The sequence below is a fragment of the Burkholderia sp. BCC1640 genome, assembly GCF_902833125.1.
In the GTDB taxonomy this organism is placed as follows: domain Bacteria; phylum Pseudomonadota; class Gammaproteobacteria; order Burkholderiales; family Burkholderiaceae; genus Burkholderia; species Burkholderia diffusa.
Genome location: NZ_CADFEF010000013.1, coordinates 61,055 through 84,141, shown reverse-complemented (window position 1 = coordinate 84,141; position 23,087 = coordinate 61,055). Strand labels below are relative to the sequence as shown.

At 68.1% G+C, this 23,087-nt stretch carries 18 protein-coding genes; 12 read left to right on the top strand and 6 right to left on the bottom strand.

Going from position 1 to position 23,087, the window contains the following annotated elements:
- Positions 1 to 165 precede the first annotated feature (165 nt).
- Positions 166 to 1,125, bottom strand: a complete 960-nt coding sequence (locus HWX25_RS16190; protein WP_059820468.1) for a hydrogen peroxide-inducible genes activator — start codon at positions 1,123 to 1,125, stop codon at positions 166 to 168.
- Between the two features lie 137 nt (positions 1,126 to 1,262).
- Positions 1,263 to 3,605 (bottom strand): ATP-dependent DNA helicase RecG, encoded by a 2,343-nt coding sequence (recG, locus tag HWX25_RS16185; RefSeq protein WP_175909115.1) that lies wholly within the window; start codon positions 3,603 to 3,605, stop codon positions 1,263 to 1,265.
- Between the two features lie 167 nt (positions 3,606 to 3,772).
- Here recG and queA point away from each other — a divergent pair, with 167 nt between their 5' ends.
- The 6 genes from queA to HWX25_RS16155 all read left to right on the top strand — a co-directional run bounded on the left by queA (position 3,773) and on the right by HWX25_RS16155 (position 11,598).
- The gene (queA, locus tag HWX25_RS16180) at positions 3,773 to 4,840 is read left to right on the top strand and encodes a tRNA preQ1(34) S-adenosylmethionine ribosyltransferase-isomerase QueA (RefSeq protein WP_175909113.1); all 1,068 of its coding nucleotides are present in this window, start codon (positions 3,773 to 3,775) and stop codon (positions 4,838 to 4,840) included.
- Positions 4,841 to 5,059: 219 nt separating this feature from the next.
- On the top strand, positions 5,060 to 6,247 hold the full coding sequence (gene tgt, locus HWX25_RS16175; protein ID WP_175909111.1) for a tRNA guanosine(34) transglycosylase Tgt: 1,188 nt from the start codon (positions 5,060 to 5,062) through the stop codon (positions 6,245 to 6,247).
- 245 nt (positions 6,248 to 6,492) lie between these two features.
- On the top strand, positions 6,493 to 6,816 hold the full coding sequence (gene yajC, locus HWX25_RS16170; RefSeq protein ID WP_006476868.1) for a preprotein translocase subunit YajC: 324 nt from the start codon (positions 6,493 to 6,495) through the stop codon (positions 6,814 to 6,816).
- Between the two features lie 106 nt (positions 6,817 to 6,922).
- Positions 6,923 to 8,944, top strand: coding sequence for a protein translocase subunit SecD (gene secD / locus HWX25_RS16165; RefSeq protein WP_059535377.1), 2,022 nt, complete (start codon positions 6,923 to 6,925; stop codon positions 8,942 to 8,944).
- 18 nt (positions 8,945 to 8,962) lie between these two features.
- Positions 8,963 to 9,913: a protein translocase subunit SecF gene (secF, locus tag HWX25_RS16160; protein WP_059465429.1), complete on the top strand. Its 951-nt coding sequence runs from the start codon at positions 8,963 to 8,965 to the stop codon at positions 9,911 to 9,913.
- A 146-nt stretch (positions 9,914 to 10,059) separates the two neighbouring features.
- Positions 10,060 to 11,598: a S41 family peptidase gene (locus tag HWX25_RS16155; RefSeq protein ID WP_175909109.1), complete on the top strand. Its 1,539-nt coding sequence runs from the start codon at positions 10,060 to 10,062 to the stop codon at positions 11,596 to 11,598.
- A gap of 21 nt (positions 11,599 to 11,619) precedes the next feature.
- On the opposite strand, the gene HWX25_RS16150 is transcribed toward HWX25_RS16155, so the two are convergent.
- The 4 genes from HWX25_RS16150 to HWX25_RS16135 form a co-directional block, all read right to left on the bottom strand.
- Positions 11,620 to 12,897, bottom strand: coding sequence for an MFS transporter (locus HWX25_RS16150; protein WP_059820465.1), 1,278 nt, complete (start codon positions 12,895 to 12,897; stop codon positions 11,620 to 11,622).
- Positions 12,898 to 13,072: 175 nt separating this feature from the next.
- Positions 13,073 to 13,654 carry a YceI family protein gene (locus HWX25_RS16145; protein ID WP_059820464.1) on the bottom strand — a complete coding sequence of 194 codons (582 nt, stop codon included), beginning with the start codon at positions 13,652 to 13,654 and terminating at the stop codon, positions 13,073 to 13,075.
- 66 nt (positions 13,655 to 13,720) lie between these two features.
- Positions 13,721 to 14,281 (bottom strand): YceI family protein, encoded by a 561-nt coding sequence (locus HWX25_RS16140; protein ID WP_059820514.1) that lies wholly within the window; start codon positions 14,279 to 14,281, stop codon positions 13,721 to 13,723.
- Positions 14,282 to 14,289: 8 nt separating this feature from the next.
- The gene (locus HWX25_RS16135; RefSeq protein WP_059820463.1) at positions 14,290 to 14,850 is read right to left on the bottom strand and encodes a cytochrome b; all 561 of its coding nucleotides are present in this window, start codon (positions 14,848 to 14,850) and stop codon (positions 14,290 to 14,292) included.
- A gap of 259 nt (positions 14,851 to 15,109) precedes the next feature.
- On the opposite strand from HWX25_RS16135, the gene HWX25_RS16130 reads away from it, so the two are divergent.
- The 6 genes from HWX25_RS16130 to HWX25_RS16105 all read left to right on the top strand — a co-directional run bounded on the left by HWX25_RS16130 (position 15,110) and on the right by HWX25_RS16105 (position 22,798).
- Positions 15,110 to 15,775, top strand: coding sequence for a paraquat-inducible protein A (locus HWX25_RS16130; RefSeq protein WP_059820462.1), 666 nt, complete (start codon positions 15,110 to 15,112; stop codon positions 15,773 to 15,775).
- A complete protein-coding gene (locus tag HWX25_RS16125) occupies positions 15,772 to 16,401 on the top strand; it encodes a paraquat-inducible protein A (RefSeq protein ID WP_059820461.1) in 630 nt (209 codons plus the stop codon). Before HWX25_RS16130 ends, HWX25_RS16125 begins: the two co-directional genes overlap by 4 nt.
- The gene (locus tag HWX25_RS16120) at positions 16,394 to 18,010 is read left to right on the top strand and encodes an MlaD family protein (protein ID WP_059535365.1); all 1,617 of its coding nucleotides are present in this window, start codon (positions 16,394 to 16,396) and stop codon (positions 18,008 to 18,010) included. The genes HWX25_RS16125 and HWX25_RS16120 overlap by 8 nt, the downstream gene beginning before the upstream one ends.
- Positions 18,010 to 18,747, top strand: coding sequence for a PqiC family protein (locus tag HWX25_RS16115; RefSeq protein WP_059820460.1), 738 nt, complete (start codon positions 18,010 to 18,012; stop codon positions 18,745 to 18,747). The genes HWX25_RS16120 and HWX25_RS16115 overlap by 1 nt, the downstream gene beginning before the upstream one ends.
- 463 nt (positions 18,748 to 19,210) lie before the next feature.
- Entirely contained in the window at positions 19,211 to 21,334 is a 2,124-nt protein-coding gene (locus HWX25_RS16110) for a site-specific recombinase (protein ID WP_175909107.1), read from the top strand.
- Positions 21,335 to 21,499: 165 nt separating this feature from the next.
- The gene (locus HWX25_RS16105) at positions 21,500 to 22,798 is read left to right on the top strand and encodes a class I SAM-dependent RNA methyltransferase (protein ID WP_175909105.1); all 1,299 of its coding nucleotides are present in this window, start codon (positions 21,500 to 21,502) and stop codon (positions 22,796 to 22,798) included.
- Positions 22,799 to 23,087: the final 289 nt, after the last annotated feature.

Sequence of the window (23,087 nt, the reverse complement as noted above, 5' to 3'; positions counted from 1 at the left end):
ACTCAACGTGCAAATCGGACCACCGATCCGGTGCAATCCATGGAAAGGATTCTAGGCATTTCTATCGTTTATTTGAATTTGATAAATTTCATCTATTCGATAGGCAAAAATAAACGGGGTCGCGAGACCCCGTTGACTGCCTGCCTCAGATGCACCGCACCCTGCTCAATTCATCGTCGCGGGCATGTCGAGCTTCGCGACGCCCGGCAGATCGCACGCGGCGATCGCCTCGCTGATCGCGTCGATCGCCGGCATCCGCGTGAAGCTCTTGCGCCACACCAGCACGACGCGGCGATCCGGCACCGGCTCGTTGAACGGCACGTACGACAGCAACTCGGCGTCGGGACCGTTCGCGCGCGGGCCGATCTCGGCGACCGACATCCGCGGCAGCACCGTGATGCCGACACCGCTCGCGACCATATGGCGAATCGTTTCGAGCGACGAGCCTTCGAAGGTCTTCTGGATACCGTCGGCCGTCTGCGAGAAGCGCATCAGTTCCGGGCACACGCCGAGCACGTGGTCGCGGAAGCAGTGACCGTTGCCGAGCAGCAGCATGGTTTCCTGCTTCAGATCCTCGGCATCGATCTCGTTGCGCTTCTCCCACGGATGGCCGGCCGGCAGCGCGACGACGAACGGCTCGTCGTACAGCGGCCGCACCATCAGGCCGGTTTCGGGGAACGGCAGCGCCATGATCGCGGCGTCGATTTCGCCCTGCTTCAGCAGTTCGAGCAGCTTCAGCGTGTAATTCTCCTGCAGCATCAGCGGCATCTGCGGCACGCGCTGGATCATCTGCTTGACGAGCGTCGGCAGCAGGTACGGCCCGATCGTGTAGATCACGCCGAGCCGGAACGGGCCGACGAGCGGGTCCTTGCCCTGCTTCGCGATCTCCTTGATCGCGAAGGTCTGCTCGAGCACGCGCTGCGCTTGCGTGACGATCTGGTCGCCGATCGGGGTCACGCTCACTTCGCTCGCGCCGCGCTCGAAAATCTGCACGTTGAGCTCGTCTTCCAGCTTCTTGATCGCCACCGATAGCGTCGGCTGGCTCACGAAGCATGCTTCGGCCGCGCGACCGAAATGCCGCTCGCGCGCGACCGCGACGATGTACTTCAATTCAGTCAGGGTCATTGTGGGTCAATCAGGGATATACAGGCGATAGGTTTAATTTATACACCCGTTGGCACCGATTCGCCAAGTTTCTCTGCATCGCGATGCGCCGAATCGCCGCCGAATGGCGGTTTTAAATCCGTCCCCGAATGCGCGAATCAGGCCTTCAGGTACTGCTCCCGCGCGCCGAGCCAGCGCGCGAGATGCTGCGTGACCACGTCGGGATACGCGGCGATCAGTCGCGCTGCCGCATCGCGGGCCGGGTCGATCAGCCAGCCGTCGGTCTCGAGGTTCGCGAAGCGCAGCATCGCGGCGCCGGACTGGCGCGCGCCGAGGAATTCGCCGGGGCCGCGGATTTCGAGGTCGCGCCGCGCGATCTCGAAGCCGTCGGTCGTCTCACGCATCGTCTTGAGCCGCTCGCGGCCGGTCAGCGACAGCGGGCCCGTATAAAGCAGCACGCAGACCGACGCCGCGGTGCCGCGCCCGACGCGGCCGCGCAACTGATGCAGCTGCGCGAGGCCGAAGCGCTCCGCGTGCTCGATCACCATCAGCGACGCGTTCGGCACGTCGACGCCGACCTCGATCACGGTCGTCGCGACGAGCAACTGCACCTCGTTGCGCGTGAAGGCTTCCATCACGGCCGCCTTGTCGGCCGGCGACAGCCGCCCGTGCACGAGCCCGACCTTCAGCTCGTGCAACGCCTCGGCCAGCGTCTCGTAAGTCTCGACGGCCGTCTGCAGCTGCAGCGTCTCGCTCTCCTCGATCAGCGGACACACCCAGTACACCTGGCGGCCGGTCAGCGCGGCCTCGCGCACGCGGGCAATCACCTCTTCGCGCCGCGCATCGCCGACGAGGCGCGTCAACACCGGCGTGCGGCCCGGCGGCAGCTCGTCGATCGTCGACACCTCGAGATCCGCGTAATACGTCATCGCGAGCGTGCGCGGAATCGGCGTGGCCGACATCATCAGCTGGTGCGGCTGGAAATCGCGCGCGCCGTTGGCCGCGTTCGCGGCCTTCGCGCGCAGCGCGAGACGCTGCTCGACGCCGAAACGGTGCTGCTCGTCGACGATCACGAGGCCGAGCCGCGCGAATTCGACCGTGTCCTGGATGATCGCGTGCGTGCCGATCACGAGCTGCGCGGTGCCGAGCGCCGCGGCTTCGATCGCCGCGCGCTTCTCCTTCGCCTTCAGGCTGCCCGCGAGCCATGCGACCGAGACGCCGAGCGGTTCGAGCCACGCGCGCAGCTTGCGTGCGTGCTGCTCCGCGAGGATTTCGGTCGGCGCCATCAGTGCGGCCTGGTAGCCGGCGTCGATCGCCTGCGTGGCCGCCAGCGCCGCGACGACCGTCTTGCCACTGCCGACGTCACCCTGCAGCAGCCGCTGCATCGGATGCGCAAGCGTGAGGTCGTGCGCGATCTCGTCGACGACGCGCGACTGCGCGCCCGTCAGCGTGAACGGCAGCGCCGCGTAGAGACGCGTCGTCAGCGCGTCGGCATCGGCCGCGGTGCGGCGCGGCATCGCGGGCGCCGCGCGCGTGCGGCGCTCCTCGTGCGCACGCTTGAGCGACAGCTGCTGCGCGAGCAGCTCCTCGAACTTGATACGCGTCCACGCCGGATGCGAGCCGTCCATCAGCGCGGCTTCATCGGAATCGACAGCCGGGTGGTGCAGGATCCGCACGGCCTGCGCGAGCGTCGGCACGCCGAGCGGCTTCAGGTAGTCGCGTTCGATCTCCGGCGGCAGCAGCTCGGGCAGCGGCGTGCGCTCGACCGCGTTCTCGATCGCCTTGCGCAGATACGCCTGCGACACGCCGGCCGTGCTCGGATAGACGGGCGTGAGCACCTGCGGCAGCGGCGCGTCGGCTTCGACGACGCGCACGGCCGGATGCACCATCTCCATTCCGAAGAAGCCGCCGCGCACGTCGCCACGCACGCGCAGCCGCTGGCCGACGGCCATCTGCTTGACCTGTGAGCCGTAGAAATTGAGGAAGCGCAGCACGAGCTGCTCGCCGTCGTCGTCCTGGATCTTCACGACGAGCTGGCGCCGCGGCCGGTATGCGACTTCGTTGTCGAACACCACGCCCTCGGTCTGCGCGATGCCGCCCGGCAGCAGTTCGCCGATCGGCGTGAGCGTGGTTTCGTCCTCGTAGCGCATCGGCAGATGCAGCACGAGATCGATCGAGCGCGTGAGGCCGAGCTTCGCGAGCTTGTCGGCGGTCTTCACGGCGGCGGTCTTCACGGGTTTGTCGGCGGCCGGCTTCTTCTTGCGCTTCGCCCCGGACGTGCCGGCTGCCCCCGCCTCGTCGCCGTCCGCGCCCGGATCGACGTCGGGCGCGGCGGCGGCCGGCTGCGCGAGCCGCCCGTCGGCGCCGCGCTTCGGGCCCGCGCGGCGCGGCGCGCCGCCGCGCGGCTCCGCGCTTTGCGCGGGTAACGCGGCATCGTCCGCGTCGAACGGATCGGCGGAATCGGCAACGGCGGCGGAGGAACGGCGTGGTGACACTGGCATCGGATCGTCTGGGTGCTTCGCAAGGCAAGTACAATAGCGGCTTTCACGTCGTCCGAACGAACGACGCCGGCCAGGCCGCGCATCCCGCCATCATAGCGGCTCGCGCGCCCCATTCATGCGTTTCCGCCCTGTCGGCGGCGCCCGCCGGCCGTTTCGAACCAGCCCGCATGTTCACGCTTTCCGATTTCGATTTCAATCTGCCCCCTGAGCTGATTGCGCAGACCGCACTGCCCGACCGCACCGCGAGCCGCCTGCTCGAGGTCGATGGCACCGTCGAGCCCGCGCGCCTCGTCGACCGCCGCTTCGCCGAGCTGCCGTCGTGTATCGCGCCCGGCGACCTGCTCGTGTTCAACGATACCAAGGTGCTGAAGGCGCGTTTCTTCGGCCAGAAGGCCAGCGGCGGCAAGATCGAGGTGCTGATCGAGCGCGTGACCGGCACGCACACCGCGCTCGCGCAGATCCGCGCGAGCAAGTCGCCGGGCGCCGGCACGACGCTGCGTCTCGCCGACGCGTTCGACGTGACGGTCGGCGAGCGCGTCGAGCCGTTCTTCACGCTGCATTTCCCGGAGCCGTGCCTCACGCTGATCGAGCAGCACGGCCGCCTGCCGCTGCCGCCGTACATCGAGCACGACGCCGACGCGAATGACGAGACGCGCTACCAGACCGTCTATGCGAGCAACCCGGGCGCGGTCGCGGCGCCCACGGCCGGGCTCCATTTCGACCAGCCGCTGCTCGAGAAGCTCGACGCGATGGGCGTCGAGCGCGCGACGCTGACGCTGCACGTGGGCGCCGGCACGTTCCAGCCGGTGCGCGTCGAGAACATCGCCGAGCACCGGATGCACAGCGAGTGGTACGACCTGCCGCAATCGCTCGTCGACAAGATCGCCGCGACCCGCGCGCGCGGCGGCAACGTGATCGCGGTCGGCACGACGTCGATGCGCGCGCTCGAAGCCGCGGCGCGCAGCGCCGACGAAGCGGGCCGCCCGCTCGCGGCGACGCAGGCCGAGACCGACATCTTCATCACGCCGGGCTACCGTTTCCGCGTCGTCGACCGGCTCGTGACGAACTTCCACCTGCCGAAGTCGACGCTGCTGATGCTGGTGTCGGCGTTCGCGGGCGTCGAGACGATCCGCGCCGCGTACCGGCACGCGATCGACGAACGCTACCGCTTCTTCAGCTACGGCGATGCGATGCTGCTCACGCGGCGCGACACGCCGGAGACGCCGCGCGCGTGAGCGCGGCAGGTGCGAAGACGCACCGGCCCGCGACCGCGCAGCCGCCGTTGCACCCGTTGTCCCGCTGCGCGCGCTCCGATGGCGCGCGCCCCGCTTTTCCCAGCCGCCGGCTTGCCGGCGGCGTTTCCAACATGCGCCGGACTTGCGATCCGGAGTCAGCGCTTCAGCGCATACTCCGGTCCCATGCAAGGCTTCTTCGGTGGCAAGGAGAATGACGCGATGACCGAAGGTTCATCCCACGATACGCACGCTCCCGTGCAGGACCGCCCGGCCAACGGGCTCGAATTCGAACTGCTGACGACCGACGGCCATGCGCGCCGCGGCCGCGTGAAGCTCAACCACGGCGTGGTCGAGACGCCGATCTTCATGCCGGTCGGCACGTACGGCACCGTGAAGGCGATCCAGCCGCGCGAGCTGCACGAGATCAAGGCGCAGATCATCCTCGGCAACACGTTCCACCTGTGGCTGCGCCCCGGCCTCGAGACGATCGACGCGCACGGCGGCCTGCACGGCTTCATGGGCTGGAACAAGCCGATCCTGACCGACTCGGGCGGCTTCCAGGTGTTCTCGCTCGGCGACCTGCGCAAGATCACCGAGGACGGCGTGACGTTCGCATCGCCGATCAACGGCGACAAGCTGTTCCTGTCGCCGGAAGTGTCGATGCAGATCCAGAAGGTGCTGAACTCCGACATCGTGATGCAGTTCGACGAATGCACGCCGTACGCAACCAACGGCGTGCCGACCACGCACAAGGAAGCGGCCGACTCGATGCGCATGTCCCTGCGCTGGGCGAAACGCTCGCTCGACGAGTTCGACCGGCTCGGCAACCCGAACGCGCTGTTCGGGATCGTCCAGGGCGGGATGTTCGAGGACCTGCGCGACGAGTCGCTCGCGGGCCTGTCGGAGCTCGGCTTCCACGGCCTCGCGATCGGCGGGCTGTCGGTCGGCGAGCCGAAGGAAGACATGATGCGCGTGCTGCGGCACGTCGGCCCGAAGCTGCCGGCCAACAAGCCGCACTACCTGATGGGCGTCGGCACGCCGGAGGATCTGGTCGAGGGCGTCGCGAACGGCGTCGACATGTTCGACTGCGTGATGCCGACCCGCAACGCACGCAACGGCTGGCTCTTCACGCGCTTCGGCGACGTGAAGATCCGCAACGCGACGCACAAGAATTCGCTGAAGCCGCTCGACCCGAGCTGCACGTGCTACACGTGCCAGAACTTTTCGCGCGGCTACCTGCACCACCTGCACCGCGTCGGCGAAATCCTCGGCGCGCAGCTCAACACGATCCACAACCTGCACTACTACCTGCAGCTGATGAGCGAGATCCGCGACGCGATCGAGACCCATACGTTCGACGCGTTCCGCCAGCGCTTCGCGGAGGATCGCGCGAGAGGGGTCGACTGACCGGGCGGCGGCCCGCACCGCTGCCCGCACCGCGCCACGTCACATAAGACATGTACTAAATATCGCGTCCCGACCGCCGGTCGCGGCCGCCGAATATTACAATTACCTTTCCAAACGAGCCGCAACGGTGCCGTTTCATGCTTTAACAGCTTGATCCGAAAGCGCATTTGCTGCGCCGTTTGCACATGGGGCCGGTGGTAGAATAACCGGCTTAATTTTCGATCTTCCCCTACGGAGAGACCAACGTGCCGTTCATTTCCAATGCCTTCGCGCAAGGTGCCGGTGGCGCCGAATCGAGCCTGATGAGCTTCCTGCCGCTCATCCTGATGTTCGCGGTGCTGTACTTCATCATGATCCGTCCGCAGATGAAGCGCCAGAAGGAACACCGCAACATGCTCGCGGCCATGGCGAAGGGCGACGAAGTCGTCACGAGCGGCGGCCTCGTCGGCAAGGTGACGAAGGTCACCGAAGGCTACATCGGCGTCGAAATCGCCGAAGGCACCGAAATCACCGTGCAGAAGGCTGCCGTCACGACCATTCTGCCGAAGGGCACGATCAAGTCGCTGTAAGGCTTTTACCGAGCGTCCGGCTCCCCGCGTCGTGCCCGCCTGAGAGAGCGGGCCGCCGCGGCGCCGGACGCGACGCTTTCACGCCAACCACCCGTTCGGCCCCCTCATGAATCGTTATCCACTCTGGAAATATGTCGTGATGGTCGTGGCGCTCGCCATCGGCCTTCTGTACACATTGCCCAACTTCTTCGGCGAAGCGCCGGCGGTGCAGGTGTCGAGCGGCAAGGCCACGGTCAAGCTCGACTCGACCACGCTGACCCAGGTCGAATCCGCGCTTGCCTCCGCGCAGATCACGCCGGACGACGTCACCTTCGAGAACACGGCGTCCAACGCGAACATCCGCGTGCGCCTGAAGGACACCGATACGCAGCTGCGCGTCAAGGACCTGCTGCAGAAGTCGCTGAACGCCGATCCGAACGATCCGCAGTACGTCGTCGCACTGAACCTGCAAAGCGCGTCTCCGCGCTGGCTGACCGCGCTGCACGCACTGCCGATGTATCTCGGCCTCGACCTGCGCGGCGGTGTCCACTTCCTGCTCCAGGTCGACATGACGGGCGCGCTCACGAAGAAGCTCGACTCCGACGCGTCCGACGCGCGCACGCTGCTGCGCGACAAGAACATCCGCGACGGCGGCGTGAGTCGCGTCGACCAGTCCGTCGTCGTCAACTTCAGCGACGCGCAGACGGCGGAAGACGCCCGCAAGGTGCTCGCCGCGTCGGTCACCGAACTGCAATGGGCGACCCAGCCCGGCGGCGGCGGCACGCAAGTCGTCGGCACGTTCACGCCGGCCGTGCAGAAAGCCGTCGAGGACGCCGCGCTCAAGCAGAACCTGACGACGCTCCACAACCGCGTGAACGAACTCGGCGTGTCCGAGCCGATCCTGCAGCAGCAAGGCAGCGACCGCATCGTCGTCGAACTGCCGGGCGTGCAGGACACCGCGAAGGCCAAGGACATCATCGGCCGCACCGCGACGCTCGAGGCGCGCCTCGCCGATCCGATCAACACGCACCCGAACCCGAACGACCCCGTGCCGCCGGGCGAGGAGCTGTTCACGCAGGGCAACCAGGCGCCCGTGCTGCTGAAGAAGGACGTGATCTTCACCGGCGACCGCATCATCGATGCGTCGGCCGGCTTCGACGAACACCAGCGTCCGTCGGTCAACATCCGCCTCGACTCGGCGGGCGGCCGCTCGGTGCGCGCGGTGTCGCGCGAGAACATCGGCAAGCCGATGGCGATGGTGCTGTTCGAGAAGGGCAAGGGCGAGGTGCTGACGGTCGCGACGATCCAGTCCGAACTCGGCGACCGCTTCCAGATCACGGGCCAGCCGACGCCGCAGGCCGCGGCCGACCTCGCGCTGCTGCTGCGCGCCGGTTCGCTCGCCGCACCGATGGACATCATCGAGGAACGCACGATTGGCCCGAGCCTCGGCGCGGACAACATCAAGATGGGCGTCCACTCGGTGATCTGGGGCTTCTGCGCGATCGCCGTGTTCATGATCGCGTACTACATGCTGTTCGGCGTGATCTCGGTGATCGGCCTGTCGGTGAACCTGCTGCTGCTCGTCGCGGTGCTGTCGCTGATGCAGGCGACGCTGACGCTGCCCGGTATCGCGGCAATCGCGCTCGCGCTCGGCATGGCGATCGACTCGAACGTGCTGATCAACGAGCGCGTGCGTGAAGAACTGCGCGCCGGCCAGCCGCCGCAGACCGCGATCCAGGCCGGCTACGCGCACGCATGGGCGACGATTCTCGACTCGAACGTCACGACGCTGATCGCCGGCCTCGCGCTGCTCGCATTCGGCTCGGGCCCGGTTCGCGCGTTCGCGATCGTGCACTGCCTCGGCATCCTGACGTCGATGTTCTCCGCGGTGTTCTTCTCGCGCGGGATCGTCAACCTCTGGTACGGCGGCCGCAAGAAGCTGAAGTCGCTCGCGATCGGCCAGGTCTGGAAGCCGGAAGGCGCCACGGCCGGCGCCTCGTTCGCCGCGGCCGACGAATCGACCGACACCGCGCGCGCCGCGAAGCTCGCCGCACCCGCGAAGGGCAACGCACCGCGTGCCGGCAAGCCGCAGTTGCGCAACCGCGCGCAGCAAGGCGTGTCGCCGAAGAAACCGGGCTCGACCCAATAAGGCCCCGGAGACGAAGCCATGGAATTTTTCCGCATCCGTAAAGACATTCCGTTCATGCGGCACGCGCTGGTGTTCAACGTGATCTCGCTGGTCACGTTCCTCGCCGCCGTGTTCTTCCTGTTCCACCGCGGGCTGCACCTGTCCGTCGAATTCACCGGCGGCACGGTGATCGAGGTGCAGTACCAGCAGGCCGCACAGCTCGAACCCGTGCGCGACACGCTCGGCAAGCTCGGCTACGCCGACGCGCAGGTGCAGAACTTCGGCACGTCGCGCAACGTGCTGATCCGCCTGCAGTTGAAGGAAGGCCTCACGTCCGCGCAGCAGAGCGACCAGGTGATGACTGCGCTGAAGGCGCAGAGCCCCGACGTGACGCTGCAGCGCGTCGAGTTCGTCGGCCCGCAGGTCGGCCGCGAGCTCGCGACCGACGGTCTCCTCGCGCTCGCGTGCGTGGTGATCGGCATCGTGATCTACCTGTCGATCCGCTTCGAATGGAAGTACGCGGTCGCCGGCATCATCGCGAACCTGCACGACGTCGTGATCATTCTCGGCTTCTTCGCGTTCTTCCAGTGGGAGTTCTCGCTGGCGGTGCTCGCGGCGATCCTCGCGGTGCTCGGCTACTCGGTCAACGAGTCGGTCGTCATCTTCGACCGGATCCGCGAAACGTTCCGCCGCGAACGCAAGATGAGCGTGTCGGAAGTGATCAACCACGCGATCACGACCACGATGTCGCGGACGATCATCACGCACACGTCGACGGAAATGATGGTGTTGTCGATGTTCTTCTTCGGCGGCCCGACGCTGCACTACTTCGCGCTCGCGCTGACGGTCGGCATCATGTTCGGCATCTACTCGTCGGTGTTCGTCGCGGGCTCGCTCGCGATGTGGCTCGGCATCAAGCGCGAAGACCTGATCAAGGAAAAGAAGACGGCGCACGATCCGGACGATCCGAACGCGGGCGCGCAGGTTTAAGCGCCGCGTCGTTTCGGCGGATACCAGAAGGCCGGTCCTGTTGGACCGGCCTTTTTTCATGCGCGAGCCGCGTCCGCGTCATCCGGCGCGGCCGCACGGACCGTCGGCTACAATCGCTTCACCATCCCGCCCCGCCACCCGTCCTCATGATGCCTGCCTCGCGTGTCCTTCATCGCATCGTCGCCTGGAGCACCGGTGCCGCCGCCGCGGCTGCGTTCGTTGCATGCGCATCGGCCGCTCGCGCGCAATCCGCGTCCGCCCAGCACGCTGCTGCTGCTGCGGCGGCGTCACAACCGTCACCCTGCCCGCCCGACTGGGAACCGCAGCTCTGCGAACTGAAGGCTGCGGTCGAAGTGCTGAAGAAGCAGCACCTGACCGACGTCGACATCGGCGCGTTGCTCGACGCCACCGTGCACGACGGAATCAAGACGCTGCCGTATGCGCGCTTCTTCAACGCAAAGGAAGAGCAGGAACGGCGCGACGACGAGCGCCGCGCACGCGACGGCACGCCGGGCATCGGCATCGTGTTCGAGACGCGGCCCGACGGGCTGCACATCATCGACGTGATCCCGGACGCGCCCGCCGAACAGGCCGGTGTGCGGCCCGACGATCTCGTCGTCGCGATGAACGACCGGAGCGTCGTCAGCATCGACAGCGGCGAGGTCGTGAAACTCGCGAAGGGCGACGCGGGCGTGCCGCTGAAGCTCACGGTCCGGCGTGGTCCGAACCCTGCAACGCTGACCTTCGCGCCGGTCCGCGCGATCGTCCGGCCACACCCGGCGACCGCGAAGCGGCTCGCCGGCGACATCCTGTACACGCGGCTGTCGAGCTTCCCGGAGCCGGCGGTCGGCAACTATATCGACGCGGTGCAGGCCGCGCGCCGCGCGGGGCCGCCGGTGAAAGGCGTGATCCTCGATCTGCGCATCAACGGCGGCGGCGCGCTGAATGCGGCGATCGGCATCACCGCGCTGTTCGCCGGGCGCGACCGCACCGCGATGATGACGCTCGAGCGCGACGGCACGAAGCGCCGCCGCTTCACGACCAACTGGCCCGACTACGAACTGCCGGTCATGCACGGCCAGGATCCGCTCGCGCCGCTGCAGGCGGACGACTGGTGGCGCACCGTGCCGCTCGTCGTGCTCGTCGACGGACAGAGCGCGTCAGCCGCCGAAGCGACCGCGGCGGCACTGAAGGATCTCGGCCGCGCGCGGCTGCTCGGGATGCCGACCTACGGAAAGGGGCTCGCGCAGACCGGCGTCGACCTGATCGACGGCACGCGCGTCAATTTCACGTTCGCGCGCAACCTGCGGCCGAACGGCTGCCCGATGGACGGCTATGGCGTCGTGCCGGACTGGCTCGTGCCGCCGCGCCGCGACTCGGACGTCGACGGCGTGCTGCTCTGGTACCGCGAAGTCGATCTCGCCCGCGCGCCGTATGCGGACCGGCTGGCGCCCGATCCGTTCGCGCAGGTCCGCAAGGCACGGCAAACGCTGCGCGAAGCGCGCGTGCGCGAAAAAATCGATACGTCGAAGAGCGCGGCGCTGCCGCAGCGGGAATTCGGCACGGATGCCGACTGGCAGCTCCGGCAGGCGCTTGACGCGCTCGCCGGCCGGTCGGTGCGGACCGTCGCCGCGCCCGCGCAACTGATGCCGGCACAGCCGGTATGCGAGCGCGTCAGCGACTGACGCGCCGCCGCGCGCCCCGCGTCACCGGAACCCGAACCGCCGGCGCAGCACGACCAGCGCCACGAGGCTCAGCACGGCCGCGAACATCAGGTAGAAGCTCGGCGCGGTCTTCATCCCGGTCGCGCGGATCAGCCACGCGATGATGAACGGCCCGAAGCCGCCGAAGATCGTCACCGCGACGTTATACGCAAGCGACATCCCGGTCGTGCGCGTCTGCACCGGAAACACTTCGGACAGCAGGCCCGGCAGCGCCGCGAAATAACCGGTCATCAGGAACGCGAGCAGCACCTGCAGCGCGATCAGCGTGCCGAAGCCCGGATGCGAGACGAGGTACGCGAACGCCGGATAGATCAGCACGAGGATGCCGACGGCCGGCGCGAGCATCACGCGCACGCGTCCGTACCGATCCGACCAGTGGCCGACGAGCGGCGCGAACGCCATCTGGATCACGCCGACGACGAGAATCGCGGCGAACGCGGCCGACGGCGCAAGGCCGAGCTGCTTCACGCCGTAGGTCGGCATGAACAGCACGAGATAGGTCGCGACGGTGCCGAGCACCACCACGCCCATCGCGGCGACGAGCCGTGCCTTGTGCGACGCGAACGTGTCGCGCAGCGGGCTCGCGGTGCTTTCGGCGGCGAGGAATTCGGGCGTCTCGTCGACCTTCGAGCGGATGTAGTACGCGACGGGCCCGAGCAGCAGCCCGAAGAAGAACGGGATGCGCCAGCCCCACGCGGCCATCTGGTCGGCCGTGAGCTGTGCGTTCAGCACGGTGCCGAAGCCGGCGGCGAGCAGCGTCGTGAGCCCCTGGCTCGCGACCTGCCAGCTTGCGAAGAAGCCGCGCCGGCCCGGCACGTGCTCGGCCAGGAACGCGGTCGCGCTGCCGAATTCGCCGCCGGCCGAGAAACCCTGCATCAGCCGCGCGGCGACGAGGATCAGCGGCGCGGCAACGCCGATCGTCTGGTAGGTCGGCAGCACCGCGATCACCAGCGTGCCGGCCATCATCAACAGGATCGACAGCGTGAGCGCGGCCTTGCGGCCCGCGCGGTCGGCATACGCGCCGAGCACGATCGCGCCGAGCGGGCGCATGAAGAACGACACGCCGAACGTGCCGAGCGTGAGCAGCAGCGACACGGTGTCGTTGCCGGCCGGGAAGAACAGCTTCGAGATCGTCACCGCGAAGAAGCCGTAGACGACGAGGTCGAACCACTCGAGCGCGTTGCCGATCGACGCGGCGACCACCGCGCGCCACACGCGCGGCGACGAGGCAATGGAGCTGGACTGCGTGACGGCGTGCATCGGCGATCTCCTTGTCGTTGTACGTTGTATCCGGCGCGCCGGTTCTCGCGCCGCGAGCTGCGCCGACGATTATAGGCGCGCAAAAAAAACCGCCGCGCCCCCTGAAAACGGGAGCGCGGCGGCTGGCTCGCGACGGGCCGGCGGCGTGACGCGGCGGCCGGCCCGGTCGGGCGCGTTACTGCTGCTTGACGGCTTCGGCCGTGATCAGCAGCTTCGTCTTCATCTTGAAGCCGTACTGCTTGCCGTAGTCGAGGCCGAAATCGTCGCGGCTGAATTCGCCGACCGCGTCGACGCCGCACACTTCGCGCTTGAGCATCGGATGCGGCATGCACTTGAACGAATCGATCTTCAGCGTGACCGGCTTCGTGACGCCGTGCAGCGTCAGGTTACCGACCACCGACACCGGCTTGTCGCCGTCGAACTTGATGGCGCCCTTGTAGTTCGCCTGCGGGAACTTGGAGACGTCGAAGAACTCGGCCGTCTGCAGGTGCTCGTCGAGCTTCGCGCTGCCCGTGTGGATCGACGCGATGTCGGTCGTCACGTCGACCGTACCGGTCTTCGCCGCGCGGTCGAGCGTCACGGTGCCGCTCGACTTGTCGAACTTGCCGCGCCAGACCGACAGGCCGCCGAAGTGGTCGGCCTCGAAGCTCGGGTACGTATGGCTCGAGTCGAACTGGTACGTCGCGCTGTCGGCGAATGCCGAGAACGACAGCGAAGCGGCCAGCGCGCCCGCGGCGATGATCAGATGCTTTTTCAAACGCTTTCTCCTTGGAACAGCGCCGCGCCCTCGCGCGGCATTCGGGGTGATGCGACAGCCCGCCGCTTACTTCGTGGCGACGAGATGGAACTTGATCTGCACTTCATCGGCGACGATCGACGTGTCCTTCCACTCGCCGGTGCCGACGTTGAACGCCGAACGCTTGATCGGCAGCACGCCGTCGAAGGTCTGCGTCGCGCCGCTCTGCGTGACCGTGACGGGCACCGTGATGGTCTCGGACTTGCCCTTGATCGTCAGCTTGCCGGTCACGTTGTACTTGTTGCCGCCCGCCGGCGCGATCGCCGACGACGCGAAGGTCGCCTGCGGATACGCCTTCGCGTCGAACCAGTCCTTGCCCGCGACCTGGTCGTTGTACATCTTGTCGCCGAGGTCGAAGCTCGCGATGTCGATCGTCATTTGCGCGCTGCCCTGCGCGGCCTTGGCCGGGTCGAACTTCACCTGCGCGGAGAACTTCTTGAATGCGCCTTCTGTCGGCACGTTCATCTGCTTCGACACGGCGGACACCTTGCTCTTCGCGAGATCGACGTCGGCGTGCGCCGCGGCCGACGCGACAAGTGACACCGCGGCGAACGCGGTCAGCATGGAGCGGGAGAAAGACACTTTCATGGGATCCTTCATTTGGCGGAGGGAAGCATCCGCGACAGCAGGCCGTCGCGGTCCAACAACTGGTGCTTGAACGCCGCGAGCACGTGCATGGCGACGAGCGCAAGCAGAATGTAATTCAAAGACACGTGCAGCGTCTTGAAGGTTTCCTTCAGCGCAGGATCGGGATCGATCAGGCGCGGCAGCGGCACGATGCCGAGATAGACGACCGGGATGTTCGACGCGGAGCTATACAGGTAGCCCGTCACCGGAATCACGATCATCAGCACGTACAGCAGCATGTGCACGCCGTGCGACACCGCACGCTGCCACGCCGGCGTGCCGCCCGGCAGCGGCGGCGGCACGTGGGTCGCGCGCCACAGCACGCGCACGACGGCCAGCGCGAACACCGTCACGCCGATCCACTTGTGCCACGAGAAGTACTTGAGCTTCGTCGGCGTGAAGCCGGGGATGTCGGTCATCACCCAGCCGAGCGCGAAGCCGCAGACGATCAGCAGCGCGATCAGCCAGTGCAGCGCGATCGCGGTGTGCGCGTACCGTGCCGGCGCGGCCGGCGGCGATTTCGATGCCATCATGGATTCCTCAGTTGAGCGAACGGCTGCGCCGGTAAATTCGTCCGACGCTTGTCAAGGCCGCCATGCTACCGCAACCTTTTGTCACGCGCGGACTCTGAGGACAGGCACGCCAGCCCGCTGTCAGGTTTGCGCCATGTTACCGCCCGGTCACCCGGCAACCGGGCGTTGACACGCCGAAAAAGCCGTTTTGGTAAGATTGGCGCGGGTTCCGGCCCCGTCGACGCGTTCCCCTGCCCGTCGCACTACCGCCTTTTCCATGCAACGACACGACCTGATTGCCTGCCACGAATGCGACGCACTGTTGCATAAACCGCGCCTGAGCGGTCGCGAAATCGCGCGCTGCCCGCGCTGCGACGCGCTGCTCTATCGCAACAGCACCACGCAGATCGAGCGCATCAGCGCGCTTGCGGTCGCGGCGCTCGTCACCTTCGTCATCGCGCAGGCATTCCCGATCCTCGAAATGGACCTCAACGGCACCCGCGTGCAGACGACGCTGATCGGCGCGATCGACGCGCTGTGGCATCAGGGCATGGAGGCCGTCGGCGTGATGGTGTTCTGCTCGACCGTGCTGTTCCCGCTCGTCGAGATGGCCGCGCTGCTTTACGTGCTGCTGCCGATCCGGCGTGGCGTCGTGCCGCCGGGCCTCAACTTCGTGCTGCGCACGATCCAGCTCGTGCGGCCTTGGGGGATGATCGAGGTGTTCATGCTCGGGATCGTCGTGACGATCGTGAAGATGGTGAGCCTCGCGCGCGTCGTGCCCGACGCCGCGCTGTTCGCGTTCGGCGCGCTCACGCTGATGACCGCCGTCGTGCTGATGTTCGATCCACGCACGCTGTGGGACATCGCCGACGACCTGCGCGCCGGGCGCTCGCCTGCCTCGCCCGACGGCACCGCTCCGCCGCCGCAAGCGCCCCGCCAATGACGATGCCGACCGCCGCCCGCGAGGGCTACGCCAGCTGCCACGCATGCGGGCTCGTGCAGACGATCGACCATCCGCACGCGCACTGCGCGCGCTGCGGCAGCACGCTTCACTTCCGCACGCCGAACAGCATCATGCGCACGTGGGCGCTGCTGATCGCGGCCGCGATCCTCTATATTCCGGCGAACCTGCTGCCGATCATGCGCACGTCGTCGATCGTCGGCTCGCAGGAGGACACGATCATGAGCGGCGTCATCTATTTCTGGACGTCCGGCGACTGGCCGCTCGCGGTCGTCGTGTTCGTCGCCAGCATCCTCGTGCCGATGCTCAAGCTCGGCGTGCTGACGCTCCTCGTCGGCACCGCGCAGCGGCGCACCGTGTGGCGGCCGCTGCAGCGCACGCGCCTGTACCGGATCGTCGAGCGGATCGGCCGCTGGTCGATGCTCGACATCTTCGTCGTGACGCTCACCGTCGCGCTCGTCCATTTCCGTTCGCTCGCCGTCATCACGGCCGGACCCGGCGCGCTCGCGTTCGGCTCGGTCGTGATCCTGACGATGCTCGCGTCGATGCAGTTCGATCCCCGCCTGATCTGGGATCCAGTCGAAACCTCAGGGAAACACCATGAATAGTCCGCAAGGCCCGCAGCAAGACGCGTCCCGGCCGCCCGATCCGGCGATCTCGACGAAAAGCGGCTGGCTGCCGTCGCTCGTCTGGCTCGTGCCGCTGATCGCCGCGCTGATCGGTATCGGCCTCGTGATCAAGTCCGTGCGCGAGCGCGGCCCGGAAGTCTCGATCAGCTTCCACAGCGCGGAAGGGCTCGAGCCGGGCAAGACGCAGGTCAAGTACAAGGACGTCGAGATCGGCATGGTCAAGACGATCAAGCTGTCGAAGGACCTGTCGCGCGTGCTCGTCCAGGTGCAGCTGAAGAAGGAAGCCGAGGACTTCGCGGTCAAGGGCTCGCGCTTCTGGATCGTGCGTCCGCGCGTCGGCGCGACCGGCGTGTCGGGGCTCGGCACGCTGCTGTCGGGCGCGTACATCGGCGTCGATGCCGGCCACGGGCAGGACACGCAGACCGACTTCACCGGCCTCGAGACACCGCCGGCCGTGACCGGCGACCAGAAGGGCACGCAGTACGTGCTGCGCGGCGATTCGCTCGGCTCGGTCGACATCGGCTCGCCCGTCTACTACCGCCGCGTGCCGGTCGGCCAGGTGGTCGGCTTCTCGCTCGACAAGGACGGCACGGGCGTCACGTTCAACGTGTTCGTCAACGCGCCGTACGACCAGTACGTCGGCGTGAACTCGCGCTGGTGGCAGGCGAGCGGCGTCGACCTGCGGCTCGATTCGAGCGGCCTGAAGCTGAACACGCAGTCGCTCGCGACGGTGATCCTCGGCGGCATCGCGTTCCAGACGCCGCCGAACCAGGACAGCGGCGCGACGGCGCCGAACAACACGACCTTCCGCCTCGGCTCCGACGAGACGGACGCGATGCGCGATCCGGACGGCCAGCCGCTGCAGGTCGTGATGAACTTCAACCAGTCGCTGCGCGGGCTCGCGGTAGGCGCGCCGGTCGACTTCCGCGGCATCGTGCTCGGCGAAGTGACGAACATCGGCATCGACTTCGATCCGAAGACCAAGAACTTCCTGATGCCGGTGACGATGAACGTGTATCCGGAGCGGCTCGGCCCGCGCTTCCGCGAAACGATCGAGAGCAAGGGCGAAGCGGGCCGCCGCGAGATCGTCGAGCGCCTCGTCAGGCACGGGCTGCGCGGCCAGCTGCGCACCGGCAACCTGCTGACGAGCCAGTTGTACGTCGCGCTCGACTTCTTCCCGAAGGCGCCGGTCGTGAAGATCGACGCGGCGCGCCAGCCGCTCGAGCTGCCGACCGTGCCGAACACGCTCGACGAACTGCAGCTGCAGGTCGCCGACATCGCGAAGAAGCTCGACAAGGTGCCGTTCGACCAGATCGGCGCGAACCTGAACAGCGCGCTGTCGAACGCCGACAAGCTGTTCAAGCAGCTCGACACGCAAGTCGCGCCGGAAGCGCGCGACACGCTGTCGGCCGCGAAGCAGACCTTCTCGACCGCCGAGGCGACGCTGCAGCAGGATTCGCCGTTGCAGTCCGACGTGCGCGGCGCGCTGAAGGAACTCACGCGCACGCTGCAATCGCTGAACGCGCTCGCGGACTATCTGGAGCGCCATCCCGAATCGCTGCTCAAGGGCAAGCCAGGAGATCAATAATGACGACGACACGCGTGAATATCCTCGCGAGCGGCGCGGCGGCAGTCTTCGCCGCGCTCGCGCTCGCCGCGTGCAGTTCGCCGCCCGCGCGGTTCTATACGCTGAGCCCGGCCGACGCCGCCGCGCCCGTGCGCACCGCGCCCGCCAATCCGTCGTTCCTGATCGAGGTGCCGTCCGTCGGCGTGCCCGAGCAGGTCGCGAAGAACCAACTCGTCGTGCAGAAGAACGCCGCGCAGGTCGACGTGCTCGAGCAGGAGCGCTGGGCCGCGCCGCCCGCCGACGAAATCCGCCGCGCGTTGTCCGACGACCTCGCCGCGCAGCTCGGCACGATCGACGTCGCGAATTCCGCGTATCCGGCCGGCGTGCCCGTCTATCGGATCAGCGTGAACGTGCAGCGCTTCGAGTCGTGGCCCGGCAAACGCGCGGCGATCGATGCGGTGTGGAGCGTGCGCGCGCTCGGCACGCAGGCCGTGATGACGTGTCGCACGAGCGTCGCGGAACCGGTCGCCGACGGCTACGACGCGCTCGTCGCGGGCCACCGGCGCGCGCTCGACGTGATCGCATCGCAGGCCGCGTCCGGCGTGCGCGCGATGGCCGCGCGGCGCGGCGCCGCGGCTGCGTCGACCACCTCGACGACCGCATCCGGCAAGACAACGGCCGCTGCACCCGCGGTGCCCTGCCCGGCCGCTCCGACACCCGGCGACGACGCGGGCGCGACCGGCAAGTCCGGCGCGTAAGCGCGACGCGCGGGCCGGCGTCCGATAAACGTCGTCGGCATCGATCCGCGTGCGCGCGCAACCGCGCACGCGAACCTGCCGCCCTCGCCGCTTCGGCCGACACTGCTCGGCATCCATCGGCCGGACGGCGGGTTTGCATTGTTTGTCAAAATCCGCCGGAACCGGCACCACGCAACACGGTCGGCTTGCGTTTTCGCGCCCGATTGACGATCCTACGCACTTTCCGGCTCGCGCCGCTCGTCGTGCGCGCCCGCCGGCGGCGATCCGCCCGTCGTGTCCGGTCCGATCGCCGCGTCTCCCGGGGCGCGCATGCGTGTCCGCGTGCACCGCACCGGGGCAGCCGCATCGCGGGTCGCCGCGCGTCGTCCGGCCACCCGGCCAGCCTCACCGTTCTCCCCGGCGCCGCGCCGTGTTCCGGCCGGCATCCCGAACCCGCCCGTCCAGGGCTTTCGCTATTCCGTTTATGTTTCGTTCCCTGACGACCCTGATCAAGAAGTGGCGCGCGTCGCGCAATGCGGGCCACCAGCTCGATGCGCTGCTCGCGCATGCCGACGCGGACGCGCCGTACGCCGAGCGCAGCGAATGGCTGATCGAGCTCGCGCACTGGCTGCGCCGCAACGGCGCGATGCAGGTCGCGCACGACGCGCCGGCCGAACGCGACGCCGACGCGCGCGCATATCCGGCGCACGCGCGGCTGCGCTACCTGTTCCACGTGCTCGACCGCAATCCGGCATGGAAATCGCACGCCGCACGCATCCTGCGCGGGATCCTGCGCGAATGCGACGGCATCTCGCTGCTGTGCGACGCGGGCATGCCCGTGCATTCCGGCTTCTTCGGCGCGCTGTTCGAGCGCATCGACACGTCGCTGATCCCGCCCGCGCCGAACCGCCGCGAACTGACGGCGCTGTTCACGCTGATGTTTCCGACGCCCGAAGACGTGCAATGGATCGACGCGCTGCCCGACGACCTGCTCGCCCGCCTCGCCGAGCTGATCTCGTTCGACGTCACCGACGAAGAGCGCCACGAGCCCGGCTCGTTCTCGCGCGACCTGCTCGCCGCCCTGCACAACCTGACCTGCCAGATCAGCTCGACCGGCCTGTCGCAGACGGTGCGCAGCCGCCTGTCCGACGACGACGCACGCAAGCCGCTCGAAACGCAGCCGTTCTATCGGCTCACGCGCGCGATGCTCGCGGTCGAGACCGCGCACGCGGCCGTCGAGGACGGCGGCGACCCGAGCAAGCTGCTGCACGAGGTGAACTACCTGCGCGTGCTGCTCGACGAATGCCGGATCGCCGTCGACGACGTGTTCGCGCACCTGTACCGCAACGGCGTGTCGGTCGACATCGTGTTCCAGGTCGAACGGATGCGCATGCGCATCCTGCGCGCGGAAATGCTGCTCAACGCCTGGATGGCACGCGACGATCTGCGCGGGATGGCGCGCCTGACGGCCGAGCTCGTCGACGCGAACCAGAACAGCCAGAGCGTGTCGCACCTCGTGCGCAGCAACTTCTCGCTGTTCGCGCGCAAGCTCGTCGAGACCAACGCGGACACCGGCGAGCACTACATCTCGCGCGGCCGCGCCGAGTATCTGAAGATGCTGCGGATGGCCGCGGGCGGCGGGCTCGTCACCGTCGTGACGGTGTGCGTGAAGTTCGCGATCACCGGCGCGCATCTGCAGTCGATGCTCGAAGGGCTGCTCGCGGGCGTCAATTACGCGGCGAGCTTCATGCTGATGCACTTCCTGCACTTCACGCTCGCGACCAAGCAACCCGCGATGACCGCGCCGACGCTCGCGCGCGAGCTCGACGACACCGGTCACGAGGCAGGCGTGAAGGCGTTCGTGGCATCGGTGATCGCACTGATCCGCACGCAGGCCGCGGCCATTTCCGGCAACGTGCTCGTCGTGCTGCCCGTGTCCCTGCTCGTGCAGCTGTTCGCGGGCAACCTGATGCACGCGAACCTGATCTCGCCGGAGAAGGCACACGCGACGCTCCACTCGTTCTCGCTGCTCGGCCCGACGCCGCTCTACGCGGCGCTGACCGGCGTGCTGCTGTGGGCGTCGAGCCTGCTCGCGGGCTGGGCCGACAACTGGTTCGTGCTGCATCGGGTCGGCGACGCGCTGACGTACAACCGACGGCTGCGGCTCACGCTCGGTGCGTCGGGTGCCGCGAAACTCGCGCACTTCTGTCGCTCGAACGTCGCGGGCGTGGTCGCCAACGTGGGTCTCGGCCTGATGCTCGGCTTGGTTCCGGCGATCGTCACCGTGTTCCTGTTCCCGTTCGAGGTGCGCCACGTGACGCTGTCGGCCGGGTCGATCGGGATCGCGCTCGGCGTGCTCGGCAAGGGCGCGCTCGGCACGCCTGAGCTGTGGTGGGCCTGCGCCGGCGTCCTGAGCATGGCGATCCTCAACGTGCTCGTGAGCTTCGCGCTCGCGTTCACGATGGCCGTGCGTTCGCGCAGCCTGCGCCGCACCAAGGTGCGCGCGCTGGTCGGCGCGATCGTCCGCACGGTGCTGTCGAAGCCGTCCGCGCTGTTCTGGCCGGCCGGCACCCCGGCCGCGCGGGCCAGCCAGCCGGGCTCGCACTGATTCTTCGACGGCGGCGTGCCATCCGGGTGGGCGCCGCCGCACGGGCCCGCCGGCTCGCCGTCGCGGCCGGCGCACCGGCGCCGGCGTCCCGAATCGGATGCAACGCCGGCTCCGGCCGCTCGCGCCGCGTACAATAGTGGACTTTTGCACGTCCTCACCCGCCTTATGTCCTCGCCCACCCTGTACGAATTCTTCGCTCCCTGCCCGCGCGGCCTCGAAGCGGCGCTTGCCGCCGAGCTGGCCGAAATCGCCGGCCGACATCTGGACGGCTCGCCGTTCACCGCGGGCGCGCAGGTGCCGGGCGGCGTTCATTTCCGCGGCGGCTGGGCCGCCGGCATGGCCGCGAACCTCCATTCGCGAATCGCGAGCCGGATCCTGCTGAAGATCGCGCACCGCCCGTACCGCACCGAGCAGGACGTCTACGCGCTCGCGCTCGAGCAGCCATGGGAACGCTGGTTCGCATCGACGCAGACGCTGCGCGTCGACATCACCGCGATCAAGTCGCCGCTGAAGAGCCTCGAATTCGCGACGCTGCGCGTGAAGGATGCGATCTGCGACCGGATGCGCGACAAGACCGGCGCACGCCCGAGCATTGACACCGGCGCGCCGGACGTGCGCGTGTTCGCGTTCCTGACGGCCACCGAGTGCACGCTGTACCTCGATACGTCGGGCGAGCCGCTGTTCAAGCGCGGCTGGCGCCTCGACAAGGGCGCGGCGCCGCTGCGCGAGAACCTCGCGGCCGGCATCCTGCGCCTGACGGGCTGGGCGCCCGGCACGCCGCTGTACGACCCGATGTGCGGCAGCGGCACCTTCCTCGCGGAAGCCGCGCAGATCGCGCTCGGCGTCGCACCGGGCGTCGAGCGCCGGTTCGGCTTCGAAAAGCTCAAGCAATACGACATCACCGCATGGCAGGGCCTGAAGGTCGCGGCGCTCGACGCGAAGCGCGCGGCGCGCGGCAAGCGCGATTCGCTCGGCGTGTACGGCAGCGACATCTCGGGCGACATGCTCGAGAAGGCGCGCGCGAACCTCGAGCGCGCGGGCGTGCCGTCGGTGTGGCTCAAGCAGGTCGACGCGCGCGGGATGACGCCGCCGTGCGACGGCCCGGGCATCATCCTCGCGAACCCGCCGTACGGCGAGCGGATCGAAGTACGAGGCCGCAGCGCGCGCGGCGAGGTGCGCGAGACCGGCCGCAACCGCGGCAACGACGACGCTTTCCGCCGCACGCACACCGACGCGCCGGACAGCGAATTCTTCAACGCGCTGGGCGATGCGCTCAAGCAGCGCTTCACGGGCTGGCAGGCGTTCCTGCTGACGTCGGACCGGTCGCTGCCGGGCCAGCTGCGACTGCGCGAATCGGCGAAGACGCCGCTGTTCAACGGCGCGCTCGAATGCCGGCTGTTCCGCTTCGACCTGATCGCCGGCAGCGTGAAGGCACGCCCGGCCGCGCCGGAAGGCGACGCCTGACACGCGAGACGGCCATCGCGGCCGCCTGCTGACACCCCACGACGCCCGGCCTGTGCCGGGCGTTTTTCTTTCCACCGCCCCCACGCGGGCGGCGCCCCGCGTGCCGCCCCGCCACCCCGCGCGCCGATGCGGTTCCCGCACCGCCCTTACCCGCCCAGGCCGTCAGGTTCGCCCTTTTGTCAGCACCGCCACGACTACTGACAGCACGCTGTCAGCAGCCCCCGATCACACTGCAATCCCGGCGCAATGCAAGGCTGGTTTCCATCAAGAACCCGAACAACAAGGAGCT

What these genes read in the sequence shown, in the direction of transcription:
- HWX25_RS16190 (WP_059820468.1), bottom strand. Translation starts at nt 1,125, where the DNA reads ATGACCCTGACTGAATTGAAGTACATCGTCGCGGTCGCGCGCGAGCGG.
- recG (WP_175909115.1), bottom strand. Translation starts at nt 3,605, where the DNA reads ATGCCAGTGTCACCACGCCGTTCCTCCGCCGCCGTTGCCGATTCCGCC.
- queA (WP_175909113.1), top strand. Translation starts at nt 3,773, where the DNA reads ATGTTCACGCTTTCCGATTTCGATTTCAATCTGCCCCCTGAGCTGATT.
- tgt (WP_175909111.1), top strand. Translation starts at nt 5,060, where the DNA reads ATGACCGAAGGTTCATCCCACGATACGCACGCTCCCGTGCAGGACCGC.
- secD (WP_059535377.1), top strand. Translation starts at nt 6,923, where the DNA reads ATGAATCGTTATCCACTCTGGAAATATGTCGTGATGGTCGTGGCGCTC.
- secF (WP_059465429.1), top strand. Translation starts at nt 8,963, where the DNA reads ATGGAATTTTTCCGCATCCGTAAAGACATTCCGTTCATGCGGCACGCG.
- HWX25_RS16155 (WP_175909109.1), top strand. Translation starts at nt 10,060, where the DNA reads ATGATGCCTGCCTCGCGTGTCCTTCATCGCATCGTCGCCTGGAGCACC.
- HWX25_RS16150 (WP_059820465.1), bottom strand. Translation starts at nt 12,897, where the DNA reads ATGCACGCCGTCACGCAGTCCAGCTCCATTGCCTCGTCGCCGCGCGTG.
- HWX25_RS16140 (WP_059820514.1), bottom strand. Translation starts at nt 14,281, where the DNA reads ATGAAAGTGTCTTTCTCCCGCTCCATGCTGACCGCGTTCGCCGCGGTG.
- HWX25_RS16135 (WP_059820463.1), bottom strand. Translation starts at nt 14,850, where the DNA reads ATGGCATCGAAATCGCCGCCGGCCGCGCCGGCACGGTACGCGCACACC.
- HWX25_RS16130 (WP_059820462.1), top strand. Translation starts at nt 15,110, where the DNA reads ATGCAACGACACGACCTGATTGCCTGCCACGAATGCGACGCACTGTTG.
- HWX25_RS16125 (WP_059820461.1), top strand. Translation starts at nt 15,772, where the DNA reads ATGACGATGCCGACCGCCGCCCGCGAGGGCTACGCCAGCTGCCACGCA.
- HWX25_RS16120 (WP_059535365.1), top strand. Translation starts at nt 16,394, where the DNA reads ATGAATAGTCCGCAAGGCCCGCAGCAAGACGCGTCCCGGCCGCCCGAT.
- HWX25_RS16115 (WP_059820460.1), top strand. Translation starts at nt 18,010, where the DNA reads ATGACGACGACACGCGTGAATATCCTCGCGAGCGGCGCGGCGGCAGTC.
- HWX25_RS16110 (WP_175909107.1), top strand. Translation starts at nt 19,211, where the DNA reads ATGTTTCGTTCCCTGACGACCCTGATCAAGAAGTGGCGCGCGTCGCGC.
- HWX25_RS16105 (WP_175909105.1), top strand. Translation starts at nt 21,500, where the DNA reads ATGTCCTCGCCCACCCTGTACGAATTCTTCGCTCCCTGCCCGCGCGGC.